At 71.3% G+C, this 15,462-nt stretch carries 17 protein-coding genes; 11 read left to right on the forward strand and 6 right to left on the reverse strand.

Annotation, left to right across the window (positions count from 1 at the left end; all coding sequences use genetic code 11):
* Positions 1-141: 141 nt before the first annotated feature.
* From pstS to pstB, 4 genes are all read left to right on the forward strand, one after another.
* Positions 142-1,275, forward strand: a complete 1,134-nt coding sequence (gene pstS, locus IAG43_RS14485) for a phosphate ABC transporter substrate-binding protein PstS (RefSeq protein WP_187741163.1) — start codon at positions 142-144, stop codon at positions 1,273-1,275.
* Between the two features lie 99 nt (positions 1,276-1,374).
* Positions 1,375-2,376 carry a phosphate ABC transporter permease subunit PstC gene (gene pstC / locus IAG43_RS14490; protein WP_187741164.1) on the forward strand — a complete coding sequence of 334 codons (1,002 nt, stop codon included), beginning with the start codon at positions 1,375-1,377 and terminating at the stop codon, positions 2,374-2,376.
* Between the two features lie 91 nt (positions 2,377-2,467).
* Positions 2,468-3,538: a phosphate ABC transporter permease PstA gene (gene pstA / locus IAG43_RS14495; protein ID WP_187741165.1), complete on the forward strand. Its 1,071-nt coding sequence runs from the start codon at positions 2,468-2,470 to the stop codon at positions 3,536-3,538.
* A gap of 63 nt (positions 3,539-3,601) precedes the next feature.
* Positions 3,602-4,378, forward strand: coding sequence for a phosphate ABC transporter ATP-binding protein PstB (pstB, locus tag IAG43_RS14500; RefSeq protein WP_187741166.1), 777 nt, complete (start codon positions 3,602-3,604; stop codon positions 4,376-4,378).
* 409 nt (positions 4,379-4,787) lie between these two features.
* On the opposite strand, the gene IAG43_RS14505 is transcribed toward pstB, so the two are convergent.
* Together IAG43_RS14505 and IAG43_RS14510 are read right to left on the reverse strand one after the other, a co-directional pair.
* On the reverse strand, positions 4,788-5,786 hold the full coding sequence (locus IAG43_RS14505; protein WP_187741167.1) for an inorganic phosphate transporter: 999 nt from the start codon (positions 5,784-5,786) through the stop codon (positions 4,788-4,790).
* A gap of 5 nt (positions 5,787-5,791) precedes the next feature.
* A complete protein-coding gene (locus tag IAG43_RS14510; protein ID WP_147987079.1) occupies positions 5,792-6,412 on the reverse strand; it encodes a DUF47 domain-containing protein in 621 nt (206 codons plus the stop codon).
* A gap of 195 nt (positions 6,413-6,607) precedes the next feature.
* Between IAG43_RS14510 and IAG43_RS14515 the strand changes: the two genes are divergently transcribed.
* Positions 6,608-6,952, forward strand: a complete 345-nt coding sequence (locus IAG43_RS14515) for a metal-sensitive transcriptional regulator (RefSeq protein ID WP_246574339.1) — start codon at positions 6,608-6,610, stop codon at positions 6,950-6,952.
* 244 nt (positions 6,953-7,196) lie between these two features.
* On the opposite strand, the gene IAG43_RS14520 is transcribed toward IAG43_RS14515, so the two are convergent.
* Both IAG43_RS14520 and IAG43_RS14525 read right to left on the reverse strand, forming a co-directional pair.
* On the reverse strand, positions 7,197-7,385 hold the full coding sequence (locus tag IAG43_RS14520) for a hypothetical protein (protein WP_187741168.1): 189 nt from the start codon (positions 7,383-7,385) through the stop codon (positions 7,197-7,199).
* Positions 7,386-7,539: 154 nt separating this feature from the next.
* Entirely contained in the window at positions 7,540-8,361 is an 822-nt protein-coding gene (locus IAG43_RS14525) for an SCO4651 family lipoprotein (protein WP_187741169.1), read from the reverse strand.
* A gap of 157 nt (positions 8,362-8,518) precedes the next feature.
* Between IAG43_RS14525 and IAG43_RS14530 the strand changes: the two genes are divergently transcribed.
* Together IAG43_RS14530 and IAG43_RS14535 are read left to right on the forward strand one after the other, a co-directional pair.
* Entirely contained in the window at positions 8,519-8,683 is a 165-nt protein-coding gene (locus IAG43_RS14530) for a hypothetical protein (RefSeq protein WP_187741170.1), read from the forward strand.
* Between the two features lie 170 nt (positions 8,684-8,853).
* A complete protein-coding gene (locus tag IAG43_RS14535) occupies positions 8,854-10,440 on the forward strand; it encodes an FAD-binding oxidoreductase (protein WP_187741171.1) in 1,587 nt (528 codons plus the stop codon).
* An 87-nt stretch (positions 10,441-10,527) separates the two neighbouring features.
* On the opposite strand, the gene IAG43_RS14540 is transcribed toward IAG43_RS14535, so the two are convergent.
* Both IAG43_RS14540 and IAG43_RS14545 read right to left on the reverse strand, forming a co-directional pair.
* Positions 10,528-11,268, reverse strand: coding sequence for a phosphatase PAP2 family protein (locus IAG43_RS14540; RefSeq protein WP_187741172.1), 741 nt, complete (start codon positions 11,266-11,268; stop codon positions 10,528-10,530).
* 257 nt (positions 11,269-11,525) lie between these two features.
* Positions 11,526-12,539 carry a C40 family peptidase gene (locus tag IAG43_RS14545; protein WP_187741173.1) on the reverse strand — a complete coding sequence of 338 codons (1,014 nt, stop codon included), beginning with the start codon at positions 12,537-12,539 and terminating at the stop codon, positions 11,526-11,528.
* 255 nt (positions 12,540-12,794) lie between these two features.
* On the opposite strand from IAG43_RS14545, the gene IAG43_RS14550 reads away from it, so the two are divergent.
* The 4 genes from IAG43_RS14550 to IAG43_RS14565 all read left to right on the forward strand — a co-directional run bounded on the left by IAG43_RS14550 (position 12,795) and on the right by IAG43_RS14565 (position 15,423).
* Positions 12,795-13,067: a response regulator transcription factor gene (locus IAG43_RS14550; RefSeq protein ID WP_187741174.1), complete on the forward strand. Its 273-nt coding sequence runs from the start codon at positions 12,795-12,797 to the stop codon at positions 13,065-13,067.
* A 229-nt stretch (positions 13,068-13,296) separates the two neighbouring features.
* On the forward strand, positions 13,297-13,647 hold the full coding sequence (locus IAG43_RS14555) for a hypothetical protein (protein WP_187741175.1): 351 nt from the start codon (positions 13,297-13,299) through the stop codon (positions 13,645-13,647).
* A gap of 7 nt (positions 13,648-13,654) precedes the next feature.
* Positions 13,655-14,296 (forward strand): DUF5819 family protein, encoded by a 642-nt coding sequence (locus tag IAG43_RS14560; RefSeq protein ID WP_187741176.1) that lies wholly within the window; start codon positions 13,655-13,657, stop codon positions 14,294-14,296.
* On the forward strand, positions 14,293-15,423 hold the full coding sequence (locus IAG43_RS14565) for an HTTM domain-containing protein (RefSeq protein WP_246574341.1): 1,131 nt from the start codon (positions 14,293-14,295) through the stop codon (positions 15,421-15,423). Before IAG43_RS14560 ends, IAG43_RS14565 begins: the two co-directional genes overlap by 4 nt.
* Positions 15,424-15,462 lie beyond the last annotated feature (39 nt).

Consider the following 15,462-nt stretch of genomic DNA (forward strand, 5'->3'; position numbering starts at 1 on the left):
TTCACCTCGCGTTCACTCTCCCCCGTCGGCCACTTCACCTGATCTGCCTAATTTCGGCCTTACGCGGTGACCGGCACGGTGCCGGTCCCCCCACCCCGACGCACGCCGCGCCGCAGCGGCAACTGGAAGGAAACCCCGAAAGTGAAGCTTCAGCGCAAGAACGGGCTTCGCGCCGCCGCGCTCGGTGCCCTCGTCGTCTCCGGCACCCTGGTCCTCTCGGCGTGCGGTTCGGACGACAACTCGGGTGGCACGAGCGGCAGCGGGGAAACGACCAGCGCTGCCTCCGACATCAAGTGCGACGGCGCCACCGGCAAGCTCCTGGCCTCCGGCTCCAGCGCCCAGAAGAACGCGATGGACCTCTGGGTCAAGAACTACATGGCCGCCTGCACGGGCGTCGAGGTCAACTACAAGTCCTCGTCCTCCGGTGAGGGCATCGTGGCCTTCAACCAGGGCACCGTCGGCTTCGCCGGCTCCGACTCGGCGCTCAAGCCCGACGAGGTCGAGGAGTCGAAGAAGATCTGCAAGGGCGGCCAGGGCATCAACCTGCCGATGGTCGGCGGCCCGATCGCGATCGGCTACAACGTCCCCGGCGTCGACAAGCTGAACCTGGACGCGGCCACCATCGCCAAGATCTTCAACGGCAAGATCAAGAACTGGAACGACCCGGCCATCGCCGAGCTCAACAAGGACGCCGAGCTCCCGGACAAGGCGATCCAGGCCTTCCACCGCTCCGAGGACTCCGGCACCACCCAGAACCTCGGCAAGTACCTGGGCGCCACCGCCAAGGCCGACTGGCCCTACGAGGCCGAGAAGAAGTGGCCCGCCCCCGGTGGCCAGGCCGCCTCCGGCTCCTCCGGCGTCGCCGCCCAGGTGAAGCAGAACGAGGGCGCCATCGGCTACTTCGAGCTCTCCTACGCCACCTCGCAGTCCATCCCGACCGTGAGCATCGCGACGGGCGCCGCCGCCCCGGTGGACGCCACCTCGGAGAACGCCTCCAAGGCCATCGCCGCCGCCAAGGTCAAGGGCACCGGCAAGGACCTGGCGCTGGAGCTCGACTACGCCACCAAGGCCGAGGGCGCCTACCCGATGGTCCTCGTCACCTACGAGGTCGTCTGCGACACCGGCAACAAGCCCGAGACCCTCGACACCGTCAAGTCCTTCCTGACCTACGCCGCCGGCGACGAGGGCCAGAAGGTCCTCTCCGACCACGGCTACGCCCCGATCCCGGCCGAGATCAACGCCAAGGTCCGCGAGACCGTCGCGGGCCTGAAGTAAGACCGCGGGCCGGCGGGGACGGAGCGTCCCCGCCGGCCGGCCATCCGGTGCACCGCCGCCAGGGGGGCCGAGCGCTCCCCCACACAGACCGGAAAGACCATGGCTTCCACCACACCCACCGATTCACTTCCACCCACGCCGGCTCCGCCGGTCACCGGGCTGAACAGCAAGTCCACGGGCCGCGCAGGCGACAAGGTCTTCCTCGCCCTGTCCCGCGGCTCGGGCATCCTGCTGCTGGTGATCATGGCGTCGATCGCCGCGTTCCTCACCTACCGCGCCACGCTGGCCATCTCGGAGAACGAGGGCAACTTCCTCACCACCTTCGACTGGAACCCGGCCGGTGACCCGCCGGTCTTCGGCATCGCGGTCCTGCTCTTCGGCACCGTCGTCAGCTCGATCATCGCGATGGTGATCGCCGTTCCGGTCGCCGTCGGCATCGCGCTGTTCATCTCGCACTACGCGCCGCGCAGGCTGGCCACCCCGATCGCGTACGTCGTCGACCTGCTGGCCGCCGTGCCGTCGATCATCTACGGCATCTGGGGCGCGCTCTTCCTCGTCCCGTACCTCGAGGGCCTGAACCTCTGGCTCGACGACTTCTTCGGCTGGACGTACGTCTTCGAGAAGACCGAGGTCGGCGTCGCGCGTTCGCTGTTCACCGTGGGCGTGCTGCTGGCCATCATGATCCTGCCGATCGTGACGAGCGTCAGCCGCGAGGTCTTCCTCCAGGTCCCGCGCATGAACGAGGAGGCCGCCCTGGCCCTCGGCGCGACCCGCTGGGAGGTCATCCGCATGTCGGTGCTGCCCTTCGGCCGCTCCGGCGTGATCTCCGCGTCGATGCTCGGACTGGGACGCGCGCTGGGCGAGACGATGGCGGTCGCCACCGTGCTCTCCCCGAGCTTCCTCATCTCGCTGCACCTGCTGAACCCGGGCGGCGGCACCTTCGCCCAGAACATCGCCGCGAAGTTCGACGAGGCCAACGAGTTCGGGCGGGACGCCCTGATCGCCTCCGGCCTGGTCCTCTTCGTCCTCACTTTGCTGGTCAACGGCGCGGCCCGCCTGATCATCGCGCGCCGCAAGGAGTACTCGGGGGCCAACGCGTGAACGACGCACGCGCGGCCGCCGGGCCGCAGACGATCACGAAAGCCGCACCTCTGCGCCGCGCGGGCGGAGAAGTGAACGAATGGGGTGCAGCATGAGCCAGACAGTTGTCAGGGAGACTCCGTCGCACGCGGCGCCCGGTCCCCGTCGCAGCCTCAGCACCCGTTCGCTCCCCAAGTGGGCGCCGCTCGGCTTCGCCGCCGTCTCCGTCGTCCTCGGCGTGGGTCTCGGCCTGGTCGCGGGCTGGGAGAGCCGGATCCAGTGGGGGCTGGTCTCCGCGCTCTTCTTCGTCGTGATCTCGTACACGGTCACCAGCGCCGTCGAGAACCGGCGCCAGGCCAAGGACCGGCTGGCGACCAGCGTCGTCTGGGTCTGCTTCGTCCTCGCCGTCGTCCCGCTGCTCTCGCTGATCGGTGTCACCGTCAGCCGTGGTGTGAAGGTCCTCGACGGGTACTTCCTCACCCACTCCATGGCCGGCGTCCCCGGCTTCGAGGCCGGCGGCGGCGTCTACCACGCCATCATCGGCACCCTGGAGCAGGTCGGTCTCGCCACCCTGGTGTCGGTGCCCATCGGCCTGCTGACCGCCGTCTACCTGGTGGAGTACGGCAAGGGCGCGCTGGCCAAGGCCGTGACGTTCTTCGTCGACGTCATGACGGGCATCCCGTCGATCGTCGCCGGCCTCTTCCTGCTGTCGATCATGCTGATGTTCAAGCTCCAGCCGTCCGGCCTGATGGGTGCGCTGGCCCTGGCGATCCTGATGATCCCGGTCGTCGTCCGCTCCACCGAGGAGATGCTCAAGCTCGTCCCGAACGAGCTGCGCGAGGCCTCCCTCGCCCTCGGTGTGCCGAAGTGGCGCACGATCACGAAGGTGGTCATCCCGACCGCGCTCGGTGGCATCACCACCGGTGTGATGCTCGCCATCGCGCGCATCGCCGGTGAGACCGCGCCGATCATGCTGCTCGTCTTCGGCAGCCAGCTGATCAACACCAACCCGTTCGAGGGCGCCCAGTCGTCGCTCCCCTTCTACATCTGGGAGCAGTACCGGGTCGGCAGCGAGGCGTCGTACGACCGCGCCTGGGCCGCCGCCCTGGTCCTGATCGCCTTCGTCATGATCCTCAACCTGGTGGCTCGCGGCATCGCCCGCTGGAAGGCCCCGAAGCACTGATCTGCGGCTCCGATACCGCACGGCCGGTCGCTGACGCGACCACCAGAAAGCGAAGTGACCCCCATGGCAAAGCGAATCGACGTCAGCGGTCTGACCGCCTACTACGGCTCCCACAAGGCGATCGAGGACATCTCGATGACCGTGGAGCCCCGCTCCGTGACGGCCTTCATCGGCCCGTCCGGCTGCGGCAAGTCCACCTTCCTGCGCACCCTGAACCGGATGCACGAGGTCACCCCCGGCGGGCGCGTCGAGGGCAAGGTGATGCTCGACGACGAGAACCTGTACGCCTCCGGCATCGACCCCGTCGCCGTGCGGCGCACGGTCGGCATGGTCTTCCAGCGTCCGAACCCGTTCCCCACCATGTCGATCTTCGACAACGTGGCGGCGGGGCTGCGCCTGAACGGCTCGTACAAGAAGAACCAGCTCGCCGACGTCGTCGAGAAGTCCCTGCGCGGGGCCAACCTCTGGAACGAGGTCAAGGACCGCCTGAACAAGCCGGGCTCCGGACTGTCGGGCGGCCAGCAGCAGCGCCTGTGCATCGCCCGCGCGATCGCGGTCGAGCCGGACGTGCTGCTGATGGACGAGCCCTGCTCGGCGCTCGACCCGATCTCGACGCTCGCGATCGAGGACCTGATCGGGGAGCTGAAGGAGCGCTTCACCATCGTCATCGTGACGCACAACATGCAGCAGGCCGCCCGTGTCTCCGACCGCACGGCCTTCTTCAACCTGGCGGCGGTCGGCCAGCCCGGCAAGCTGATCGAGATCGACGAGACCGAGCGGATCTTCGCCAACCCGTCCGTCCAGGCGACCGAGGACTACATCTCGGGCCGCTTCGGATAAGCCGTCTGCGGGTGCTGCATGGCGGTGCCACCCGCACGACGACGGGCCCGCCCCCTGTCCCAGGGGGCGGGCCCTTCCGCACTTCCCGCGGGGGTGCGGCAACCGTGATCGGAGCTTCCGGCCGACTCCGCAGGCACCTCGTGGAGCCCGCACCGCGCTCCGCGCGGTCGCCTCAATCGCCGGCGGGGCTGACATGTCAGGCCGTAGGGGAGATCGAGGCGCGGGAGCTCGGGAGCGGAGCCCCCGCTGAGCGTCGCGCCCTGAGGCGAGGCCGACGACTTGAGCCCCGCCGGCGATTGAGGCGCGGGGGCTCGGGGGCGGAGCCCCCGGAAAGCGGGCGCCCCGGGAACGGGAAGGCCCCGGCGCCCCGGGAGGGGGCGACGGGGCCGGCCACGTCAGAGGGAACGCGTCACCCGAAGATCAACCACACGACCCCGTAGCTCAGCGCGGCCACCGCCGCCGCCGCCGGCATCGTGATGAACCACCCGAGGATGATGTTCTTCGCCACGCCCCAGCGCACCGCGTTGATCCGCTTGGTCGCGCCGACGCCCATGATCGCCGAGGTGATCACGTGTGTCGTCGAGATCGGCGCGTGGAACAGGAACGCCGAGCCGAACATGATCGACGCGCCGGTGGTCTCCGCCGCGAACCCCTGCGGCGGGTCCAGCTCGATGATCTTGCGGCCGAGGGTCCGCATGATGCGCCAGCCACCCGCGTACGTGCCCAGCGACAGCATCACGGCACACGCGATCTTGACCCAGACGGGAATCTCGTCGCCGGCCTGCTCGACGTCCGCGATCACCAGCGCCATGACCACGATGCCCATGGTCTTCTGCGCGTCCTGGAGACCGTGGCCCAGCGCCATGCCCGCCGCGGAGACGGTCTGGGCGATGCGGAAGCCGCGCTTCGCCTTGTGCGGGTTGGTCCGCCGGAACATCCACATGATGGCGACCATCACCAGATAGCCGCAGATCAGGCCGACGAACGGGGAGACGAACATCGGAATGACGATCTTCTCCAGCACGCCGGTCCAGATCACGTCCGTCCCGCCGGCGAGCGCCGCGCCGACCATGCCGCCGAAGAGGGCGTGGGAGGACGAGGACGGCAGGCCGAAGTACCAGGTGACCAGGTTCCAGACGATCGCGCCGACCAGGGCGGCGAACAGGATGCCCATGCCGCGGTCGCCGTGCGGGGTCTCGATGAGCCCTTCGCTGACGGTCTTGGCGACGCCCTGTCCGAGGAAGGCCCCCGCGAGGTTCATGACCGCGGCCATCGCCAGCGCCACGCGCGGTGTCAGCGCGCGGGTGGAGACGGAGGTCGCGATCGCGTTCGCGGAGTCGTGGAACCCGTTGGTGTAGGTGAATCCGAGCGCGACACCAATGGTCACGATCAGGGCAAAGGTGTCCACGAAGCTCAGGACTCCTTGACCGCGATGGTCTCCACCGTGTTCGCCACGTGCTCGAACGCGTCCGCGGCCTCTTCGAGCACGTCGACGATCTGCTTGAGCTTGAGCACCTCGATGGCGTCGTACTTGCCGTTGAAGAGGTGGGCGAGCAGCTTGCGGTGGATCTGGTCGGCCTGGTTCTCCAGGCGGTTGACCTCGATCCAGTACTCGGTGAGGTTGTCCATGGTCCGCAGGTGCGGCATGGCCTCGGCGGTCAGCTCGGCGGCCCTCGCGAGGACCTCGATCTGCTGCTCGACGCCCTTGGGGAGTTCCTCGACGTTGTAGAGGACGACGAGGTCGACGGCCTCTTCCATGAAGTCCATGATGTCGTCGAGGGACGACGCGAGGGAGTAGATGTCCTCACGGTCGAACGGCGTGATGAACGAGGAGTTCAGCTGGTGGAAGATCGCATGGGTCGCGTCGTCCCCGGCGTGCTCCGCCGCCCGCATCCGCTCCGCGATCTCGGCCCGGGCGGAGGACTCCGCTCCGAGCAGTTCCATCAGGAGCTTCGAGCCCGTGACGATGTTGTCCGCGGATGCGGCGAACATGTCGTAGAAGCTCGTCTCCCTGGGGGTCAGACGAAATCGCACGTGGGGTCCTCGGGGTGCTCTGGTTTTGGTCAGGCTGATGCTAGGCGCATCATCCGGCCACGGCTAACCGGCGACAACCCAGTGTCGCCCATCAACCGACGCGATCCGCACAGACCCCCACCGATTTCCCTGTGATTCGATACCATATACCCATGAGGGGTATACATACCCCTTTCAGGACAACGGGAGGACGCGATGACGACCACCGAGGCGGCCGGCCCCCCGGTCACCGGACACGAGACCGACCACGATCACGGCGTGCACGGCTACCACAAGCAGAAGGACGAGCACCTCAAGCGGCTGCGCCGGATCGAGGGGCAGATCAGGGGCCTGCAGCGGATGGTCGACGAGGACGTCTACTGCATCGACATACTCACCCAGGTCTCGGCGTCGACGAAGGCGCTCCAGTCCTTCGCGCTCCAGCTGCTGGAGGAGCACCTCCGCCACTGCGTCGCGGACGCCGCGGTGAAGGGCGGCGACGAGATCGACGCCAAGGTCGAAGAGGCGACGAAGGCGATCGCCCGCCTGCTGCGCACCTGACCCGGGAAGCCGTCCGAGCCGTCCCGTTGCATCCCGTTGCATCCTGTTCCGCCGGAGACCGCCGCGTCGCCGGCGGAACCCGCGCGATTGGCTTGATCCCGACGATCGGCCGCACTCCTCGAACCGTCTCCCCGGAGCCCGAGCCGGAGCCGCCGCCGGAAGCTCGGCCGGTGCGGGAGTCGCGAGACCGCCGTCACGGAGACCGGTTCCTGGTCCGGGCGATCCGCGCCGGTGGCACGGAGACTCAGCGACGTGACGGTCCGGACGGGACCCCGGCTCCCGCCGTGCCCCACAGCACCTCGTCGATACGGGCCGGGCTCAGCCGCTCCTCGTCCACGGCCGAGGCTGCGGCGATCATGAGCTCGCCGCAGAGCTCGATCTCGGCGAGGGCCACGCAGTCGTCCTGGACTGTCGTCGTACTGGGCGGAGCCACGTGCCGTCACCTCTTCCGGCCGATGTCGGTCCCAGGCTAAGGACCGGATGGCGCAAAGCGCATGGCACGTCCGGACCATTTGCGTCCTGGCCTTCCCGGGTGCCCCCGGGCCCTCCGGCCCGTCCGCCGCACCTCTCCGGAGCCGTGCACGGCGTCAGACGCCGACCTTCCCGGTGTAGATGTCCTCACGGGCCGGCAGCCGCACCACGACCGGTTCCCCGAAGTCGAAGAGGACCGTGGTGGACGTCACGGCCACCTCCCGGCCCTCGTTGGCGAAGGTGAACCGGTGGCGGACCTTGCGCAGCAGCCCCGACTCGTCGAGATAGGCGTCGAACGGCACGGCACGGTTGGCGAACCCTTTCGCCGCCGCCGACAGCGCCGCCCGTGCGTGCGGCCGCGCGGCACGCGCCGCACGGCCGATGTCCGTGGTGCCGCGGAAGTGGCGCACCCGCTCGCCGTCGAGCTCGGTCTCGCCGACGAAGGTGACCTGCTCGGCGCCGCGCAGCAGTTCGGCCGCCGCGAGCGGGTCGGTCGCCCCGCCGGTGACCAGATTCCCGTCGTCGAGAGCGGTCGTGTCCACCCGGACCCATTTGTCGGCGGGGACACCGGCACCCCGGTTCTTCATGTAGAGCGCGCCGGGGACGAGCAGTTCGGTGATCGGCGCGTGCCGGTCGGCGCCCGCGGGGTCCGGCGGCAGGACGACCGTCAGCCGGCCGGTGCGGCGGGCGAAGTCGTAGCCGCCGTCGCCGCGGATGGTGACCCGCGTGCCGCCGGTGGCCATCTCCATCGCCGTGCGCGCACGGGAGCTGCGCGCCCGCTCCAGGGCGTCCGCCGCACGGACGACCTCGTCGACGCCGCCGTCGCCGTCGTCGGCGACGGCCCCCGCGTTCGAACACCCGGTGGCCGCCATCACCCCCATCACGGTCGCCGCGACGGCCATCGTTCCGCCCCTGCGTCTGTGCTGCTGCGCCACCATCGCCTGTCAACCCCCAGAACGGGACCACTGCTTGGGGGCCGCCCCCACTCCTCGGCCCGCGGCCCGGGGACGCCCCTCTTCCCTAACGACGGCCCCCGCGACCCGTCACGCCGCGGGCGCCATCCCGGCGGGCCGCACCGGGCAGTACCGTGGACCCGTGCCCCAGCAGGACCCGGGCGCCGGGAGCCCGGCGCATCTGACCACCACCGTCGAACGCGGTTCCTTCGCCGTCGCCCGCTGCACCTGCGGCTGGTCGGGACCGGCGCGCCGGTCCCGGGACCGCGCCCGCACGGACGCCCGCGGCCACGCGGAATCCCCCTGAGCCACCGGCCGACGACGTGCGCTCGGCCCCTGCCTCCCGCCGCCGCCCCCGTCGACCGGCACAGCGCCTCCGCCCGGAACGGTCCCTCCCCCCGACACCTCCGCCCCGGTACCCTCCCCGCCCGGAACCCGCGGCCTGCCGCGACCGTCTTCTCCGCCACAGGAGGCCTCATGGACCGGCGCACGCTGCTCACCACCGCCCTCGCCCTCACCACCTCGGCGACCGCCGCCGCCTGCACGGGCGGCGGCCCGTCCGGTGCCGGCGGCACCGACGGCGCCCCGCCGTCCCCGGGCCGCCCCGCCAGCCGCACCCCCGCGAGCCGCACCCCCGGGGGCGGCGCGGGCGACTGGGCGGCACTCGCCCGCGGGCTGGACGGGCAGCTGGTGCTGCCGGGCGATGCCGACTGGGCGAGCGCCCGGCAGCTCTACAACACCCGCTTCGACGGCCTGAGACCGGCGGCCGTCGCCTACGTGGCGGGCGAGGACGACGTCCGGGAGTGCCTGGCGTACGCCCGGGCGCACGGGGTCCCGGTGTCGGTCCGCAACGGAGGCCACTCCTACGGCGGCTGGTCGTCGGGGACCGGCCGGCTCGTCGTCGACGTGTCCTCGCTCGACGAGGTGCGCGCCGACGGCACCGTCGGCGCGGGCGCGAAGCTCTCGGGCGTGTACCGGGGGCTGGCCCGCAGCGGGCGGACGATCCCGGGCGGTTCCTGCCCGACGGTCGGCGTGTCCGGGCTCGCCCTCGGCGGCGGGCACGGGGTGGTGTCCCGCGCCTACGGGCTGACCTGCGACTCCATGACGGAGGCGACGATCGTGACCGCCGACGGCACCGTCAGGACCGCGAGCGCCGACGCCGACCGGGACCTCCACTGGGCCCTGCGCGGCGGCGGCACCGCGGGCTTCGGGGTGGTCACCCGGTTCCGTTTCCGCACCCGTCCGGCGCCGCCGACCGTCGCCGCCTACCTGAACTGGCCCTGGTCGAAGGCCGCGGCAGTGCTGACGGCCTGGCAGCGGTGGGGCCCCGGGCTGCCGGACGAGATCTGGTCGTCGGCGACCGTGAACGCGGGGCCCGGCGGCGTTCCCCCGACGCTGTCGGTGATGGCCCTCACCCTCGGCGACGAGGCCGGGCTGCGCGACGCGGTCGACCGGCTCGCGGACGCCGCGGGCTCCTCGGCGTCGTCCGTCGCCCTGCGCCCGCGCTCCTATCTGGACGCGATGCTCGCCGCCGCGGGCTGCCTCGGCCTCGACGAGGAGCAGTGCCGGCTGCCGGGCACCACCCCGGGCCGCGGGCCGGGCGGCACACTGCCGCGCGAGACCTACGCGTCGGCGTCCGACTTCTTCGACCGGGACCTGTCCGGCGGCGGGGTGGGCGCCCTGGTCGCGGCCGCCGAGGCGTTCACCCGTATCCCGGCGGGCCGGGGCGCGGCCGACGGCAGTGTGCTGCTGACCGCGCTCGGCGGCGCGGTGAACCGTGTCGACCCGCTGGCGACGTCCTTCGTGCACCGCCGCTCACGGGTCCTGGCCCAGTACATAGGGGCCTGGCGGCCCGGCACCCCGGGCACCGAGGCCCTGGCCTGGCTCCGGGACACCCGTTCGGCGATGCGGCGGTACGCCACCGGCGCGGCGTACCAGAACTACGCGGACCCACAGCTCACCGACTGGCGCCGGGCCTACTACGGCCCGGCGGCCGACCGTCTCGCCCGCCTCAGGCGCCGCTACGACCCGGACGGGGTCTTCGACCACCCGCAGGCGGTCTGACCTGCGGGTCCGTCCGACGGGCGGGTGCGTCCGACCGGCGGCCGCGTCACGAGGAGAGCGACCGCCCGGGCGGGCGTCCCGCCGGAGCTACGCGGCCAGGCCGTTGGCGTCCGGGCCGGTGTCCTCGGTCCGGGGGTCGGGGATGTCCAGCGGCTCCACCCGCCGTGCGCTGCCCGCGCGGCGGGAGCGCACCAGCCGGCCCAGCACACGGGAGCCGGCCACCGCCGACACCACCGGGGTGAGCAGCGCCAGCGCGAGCGGGGCGAGCAGCAGGGCCACGGCGGTGCCGAGGGCGAAGCCGCCGATCACGTCGGTCGGGTAGTGCACGCCCATGTAGACGCGGCAGAAGCCCTCGGCGAAGGCGAGACCCAGCGCCGCCATGCCGAAGCGGCGGTGGGCGACGAAGAGCGCGGCGGCGATGGCCATCGCCATCGTGGAGTGGTCGCTGACGAAGGAGAAGTCGGTCTTGCCCTGGACCAGGACCTCCAGGCCCTCGTGGTCGTTGAAGGGCCGGGGGCGTTCGACGAAGCCGCGGATGGGGATGTTGATCAGCAGCGCGATGCCCGCGGCCAGGGGAGCCCAGACCAGGCTCGCCACGGCCACGACCGAGTCCTCCGCGGTACCGCGGCGGCGGACGCTCCACCAGCACCAGAGCGCCACCAGGACGAGCGCCAGCATGATCCCGTACTCGCCGACGAACTCCATGGTCCGGTCGAACCAGCCGGGTGCGTCCTTCGCCAGGCCGTTGATGTCGTAGAGCAGGCTGACGTCGGGATTCATCGAATCCCTCGACTCCGTCAGGGGGAACCCGATTGCGAGTCCAGCCATCTGCCGCGGCCCCTTGCCTTGTTGCCTGCCGGCGCGCGTCCTGCGCGCCGCTCTCCCAACCCCCGTGGTCGGTCGGGTGTGTGCTGCATGGTCAGTGCGGCGGCCTCCCTGACCAGGGAACGACACGGACCCCGGCCTCGTTCCACCCTCCACCGAACGATCACCATGACGTTATCGAAGAGTGACACGTCGTCGCAGCTCAGGACCCTGCCGCCAGGGGCGCTTTCCAGCCACTCGGATGGGCCACGGCGTCCGGCTCAGGTCCCGGGGAGCGCGGTCGGCAGAGCCGCCGCGCCGTCCTTGGTCACCCGGGTCGCGCCGAAGTAGTCCGGGGTGTCGATCTTGTCGAAGCGGATCACCGCACCGGTGTACGGGGCGTTGATCATATAGCCGCCGCCGACGTAGAGGCCGACGTGGCGGATCGCCCGGGAGTTCGTCAGGTCGTCGGAGAAGAACACCAGGTCCCCGGGGAGCAGTTCGTCGCGCGAGGGATGCGGACCCGCGTTGTACTGGTCGTTGGCGACCCGCGGCAGCTCGATGTCGACCGTGCGGTACGCGGCCTGGGTGAGACCGGAGCAGTCGAACCTGCCGCCCTGCTCGGGCGTTCCGTTGCCGCCCCACAGGTACTTGGTGCCGAGCTTCTGCTGGGCGAAGTAGATGGCCCCGGCGGCCTGCCGGGAGGGCTCGACCCGCCCGACCGGGCGGGCGAAGCTCTTCTCCAGGGTGCGGATGACCTTCACGTAGTTCTGCGTCTCGCGGTAGGGCGGGACGCCGCCGTACTTGATGACGGCGTAGGCGCCGGCGTTGTACGCGGCCAGCATGTTGTCGGTCGGGTCGCCCGGCGCCTTGCGAACATATCCGGCCAGTTCGCAGTCGTAGGAGGCGGCCGACGGGATCGCGTCGGCCGGATCCCAGACGTCGCGGTCCCCGTCCTTGTCGCCGTCGATGCCGTGGGTCGCCCAGGTGCCCGGGATGAACTGCGCGATGCCCTGCGCCGCGGCATGGCTCTGCGCCCTCGGGTTCCAGCCGCTCTCCTGGTAGAGCTGGGCCGCCAGCAGGGCCGGGTTGATCGCGGGGCAGAGGTTGCCCCACTTCTGGACCAGCGCCTGGTACCGCGCGGGGACGGCGCCCTTCGCCAGCCCCACCGCGCCGCCCTTGGAGTCGCCCCCGAAGATGCCGGCCGCGGCCGAGTAGGTGCCGACGACGAGCAGCGCGACGAACAGCAGGGCGCCGCCGAAGCCGACCCCGGCGACCAGCCACGCCTTACGCACCGTCAACCACCCTTCGCCGCACGGTAGTAGCCCGACCCGGAAGTCAGTGTAGGAGGCGAAGGGCCCCGTGCGGAGGACGACGACCCCCCGAGTTCGTACCTGGCCGGAAGGGTTAAGCTCCAGGCCAAGTCGGGCCGGGCGGGCCGCGATGCCGGCACCTGACCACTGCCGGCCGCAGAGCGGCCCCGTCCCCGCCCCGCCCTGCCGCGTCCGCACACCGGGTTCCGGCAGGCAGAGATACAGGGGGAGTACACGATGACAGCGGCGCACGACGCCCATCCGTTTCCCGTGTCGGTGGACACCGGGAAACTCGACCTGCTCACCGGCCGGGAGCGCGAAGTGCTGCGCCATCTGGCCAGGGGCAGGACCAACCGCGTCCTCGCCGGGCAGCTCGGGATCGCCGAGCGGACCCTGCGGGCGCACATCACCAGCATCGTCCGGAAGCTGGACGTCGGATCGCGGTTCGAGGCGAGCCTCGTCGCGGTCCAGCATCACGACACCTTGGCCGAGGACGCCATCGCCTCCTGAGGCGATGCCGCATCGGGCATCGCCGTAACCGGTCATGCCCCAGGCGGCCATGCCGCATCAGGCGACGCCTCAAGAGGCAATGGAGCGCGCCGCCCCCGCGCGGCAGGCTCGGAGCCGCAGCCCGAACCGTCCACCACCCCACGCGATGCGGTGTGGGGTGGCGGGCAGGGCTGTGCCCGTAACCGGGCGGTCCGTCCACGGGCCGTCCGATCCAAGGTGAGGAATATCCGTGAACATCAAGAAGATCGCCACCGCCGCCGGTGTCGCCACCGCCGGAGTCGCCCTCTTCGTCGCCACCCAGGGCAGCGCCCAGGCCGCGCCGGCCGCCCCGGCCGCCCCGGTCGCCGCCGCCCAGGGCGCGCAGCCCGCGCCGCAGGCCCTCGGCTCGCTGCTGGGCAAGGCGGCGAAGTCCGTCGGCAAGGCCGCCACCAAGGGCGCGCACAAGGCCACCGCCGTCGGCAAGGGCATGGCCGTCGTCGCCAAGAGCAACGCCGACAACATGCTGAGCCACGGCAGCATCTTCGCCTCTCCGGCGGAGCTGCCCGCGGGCGTCCCGGCCGACACGGTCTTCGACCGCTGATCGCCGCGTGACGACGACACATCGCACCACCAGGAGGGCGGCGCTGCTCATCGGCGGCGCCCTCCTGGGCGTTCACATGACCATGGCCGCCCTCTCCCAGGCGCCGCTCAGCCCGGCGAAGCTGGTCTACGGGGACCGGGTGGCGGCCTATCTGGACCCGTACTTCTCACAGAACTGGCAGCTGTTCGCCCCGACCCCGATGTCCGACGACCGCGGCATCCTCGCCCGCGCCACCTGCCGCGACGGATCGGTCTCCGGGTACTACGACGTGTCGGCCCAGGCGCTGGAGAAGGTCCGGGGCTCGCGCTTCTTCCCCTCCCGGGACGTGCGGATCGTCTCCGCCGCCCTCCAGAACGTCACCAGCAGCGAGGAGCTGCTGCGCAGGCTGCGGCAGCAGCAGACCAACGACAAGAAGCCCGTCCTGCCGCCTCTTCCGTACGAGAAGGTCACGGAGCAGGAGGCGGTGAGGACCCTGGCCCGCTACGCCTACGACCGGATGCCGTCGGCCTGCCCGTCAGGAGCCGAGAGGATCCAGGTCCGCATGTACGTGCGCGAACTCCCGCCGTGGTCGAAGCGGAACGACCCGACCGCCGAGGACCGGGTCATGGTCAAGGACTTCGACTGGGTGAAGAGCGAGGAGCTGCGATGAAGGGCGTCGTCGCCCGCCTGGACGCCTGGAGCCTCCACCCGGTGGCCGTCACCGGCGTCTCGGGGACCCGGGCGCTGCTCGGCTTCGTCGGCCTCATGTACTACGTGAGCCAGTACGGGGAACGCCACTACCTCTTCGGACCCGACGGCATCCTGCCCCACGGCGAGTTCCTGGACCAGCTGACCGGGTTCAGCCTCTACGCGCTCTCCGGGTCGCCCCTCTGGTCCGAGCTCCTCTTCCACGCGGGCATCGCCGCGGCGCTCGCCGTGGTGCTCGGCGTCGGCGGCCGCCCCGGTCTCGCCGTGCACGGGGTGCTGCTGTGGTCGGTGTACCAGCGGCAGCCGGGCCTGCTCGACGGCGGCGACAACCTCGCCTACGTCGTCATCCCGTTCCTGCTGCTGACCCGCTGCTACGGCCGGTTCGCCCTGCCCACCGGTCTCGCCGCCCGCGTCCGCGACCGGCTGCCGGGCGCGGTGCGCGCGGTGTCCGTGCCGTTCCACAACCTGGGCGTCCTCATGGTCGCCGTCCAGATCTGCCTGGTCTACGTCGTCTCCGGCCTCTACAAGGTCATGGGACAGGAGTGGCAGGACGGCACCGCGCTCTTCTACGTGATGCGGGTGCCCGAGTTCGAACTGCCCGGCTGGTCGCACCTGGTGTACGAGAGCGACGCCCTGGTGGTCCTCGGCACCTACGGGACCGTGGCCTTCCTGGTGTACTTCCCGCTCGGTGTGCTGGTCCCGGCGTTGCGCCCCTGGGCGGCTGCGGCCTCCATCGCGTTCCATCTGTCGATCGCGTTCTTCATGGGGCTGACCGGCTTCGCGCTGACCATGATCGCCTGCGATCTCGTATTCCTCTCCGGAGCGCTCGAACGCGCGGAGGCCGCCGTCCGTACCCGGGTACGGGCCCGGACCGGAACACCGGCCCCCGGCGCCGGCGCCCCGGCGGATGCGGCCGCTCCGGCAGCGGAACCGGGTCCCGGGCCCGAGCCGGACCCGGCACCCCAACCGGCACCCCAACCGGCACCGGAACCGGCGCCTCGGTCCGGCCCGGAACCGCGGACCGGCCCGGACACGGAGCCCCGCCGCGAGAGCGCCGCCGTGCGGGCCGGGGCCGGCGGGGGCGCGTGAGCCGCCCCGCCCCGGGCGTACGGCCCGGACCGTACGCCC

The organism is Streptomyces genisteinicus, assembly GCF_014489615.1.
Lineage (GTDB): Bacteria > Actinomycetota > Actinomycetes > Streptomycetales > Streptomycetaceae > Streptomyces > Streptomyces genisteinicus.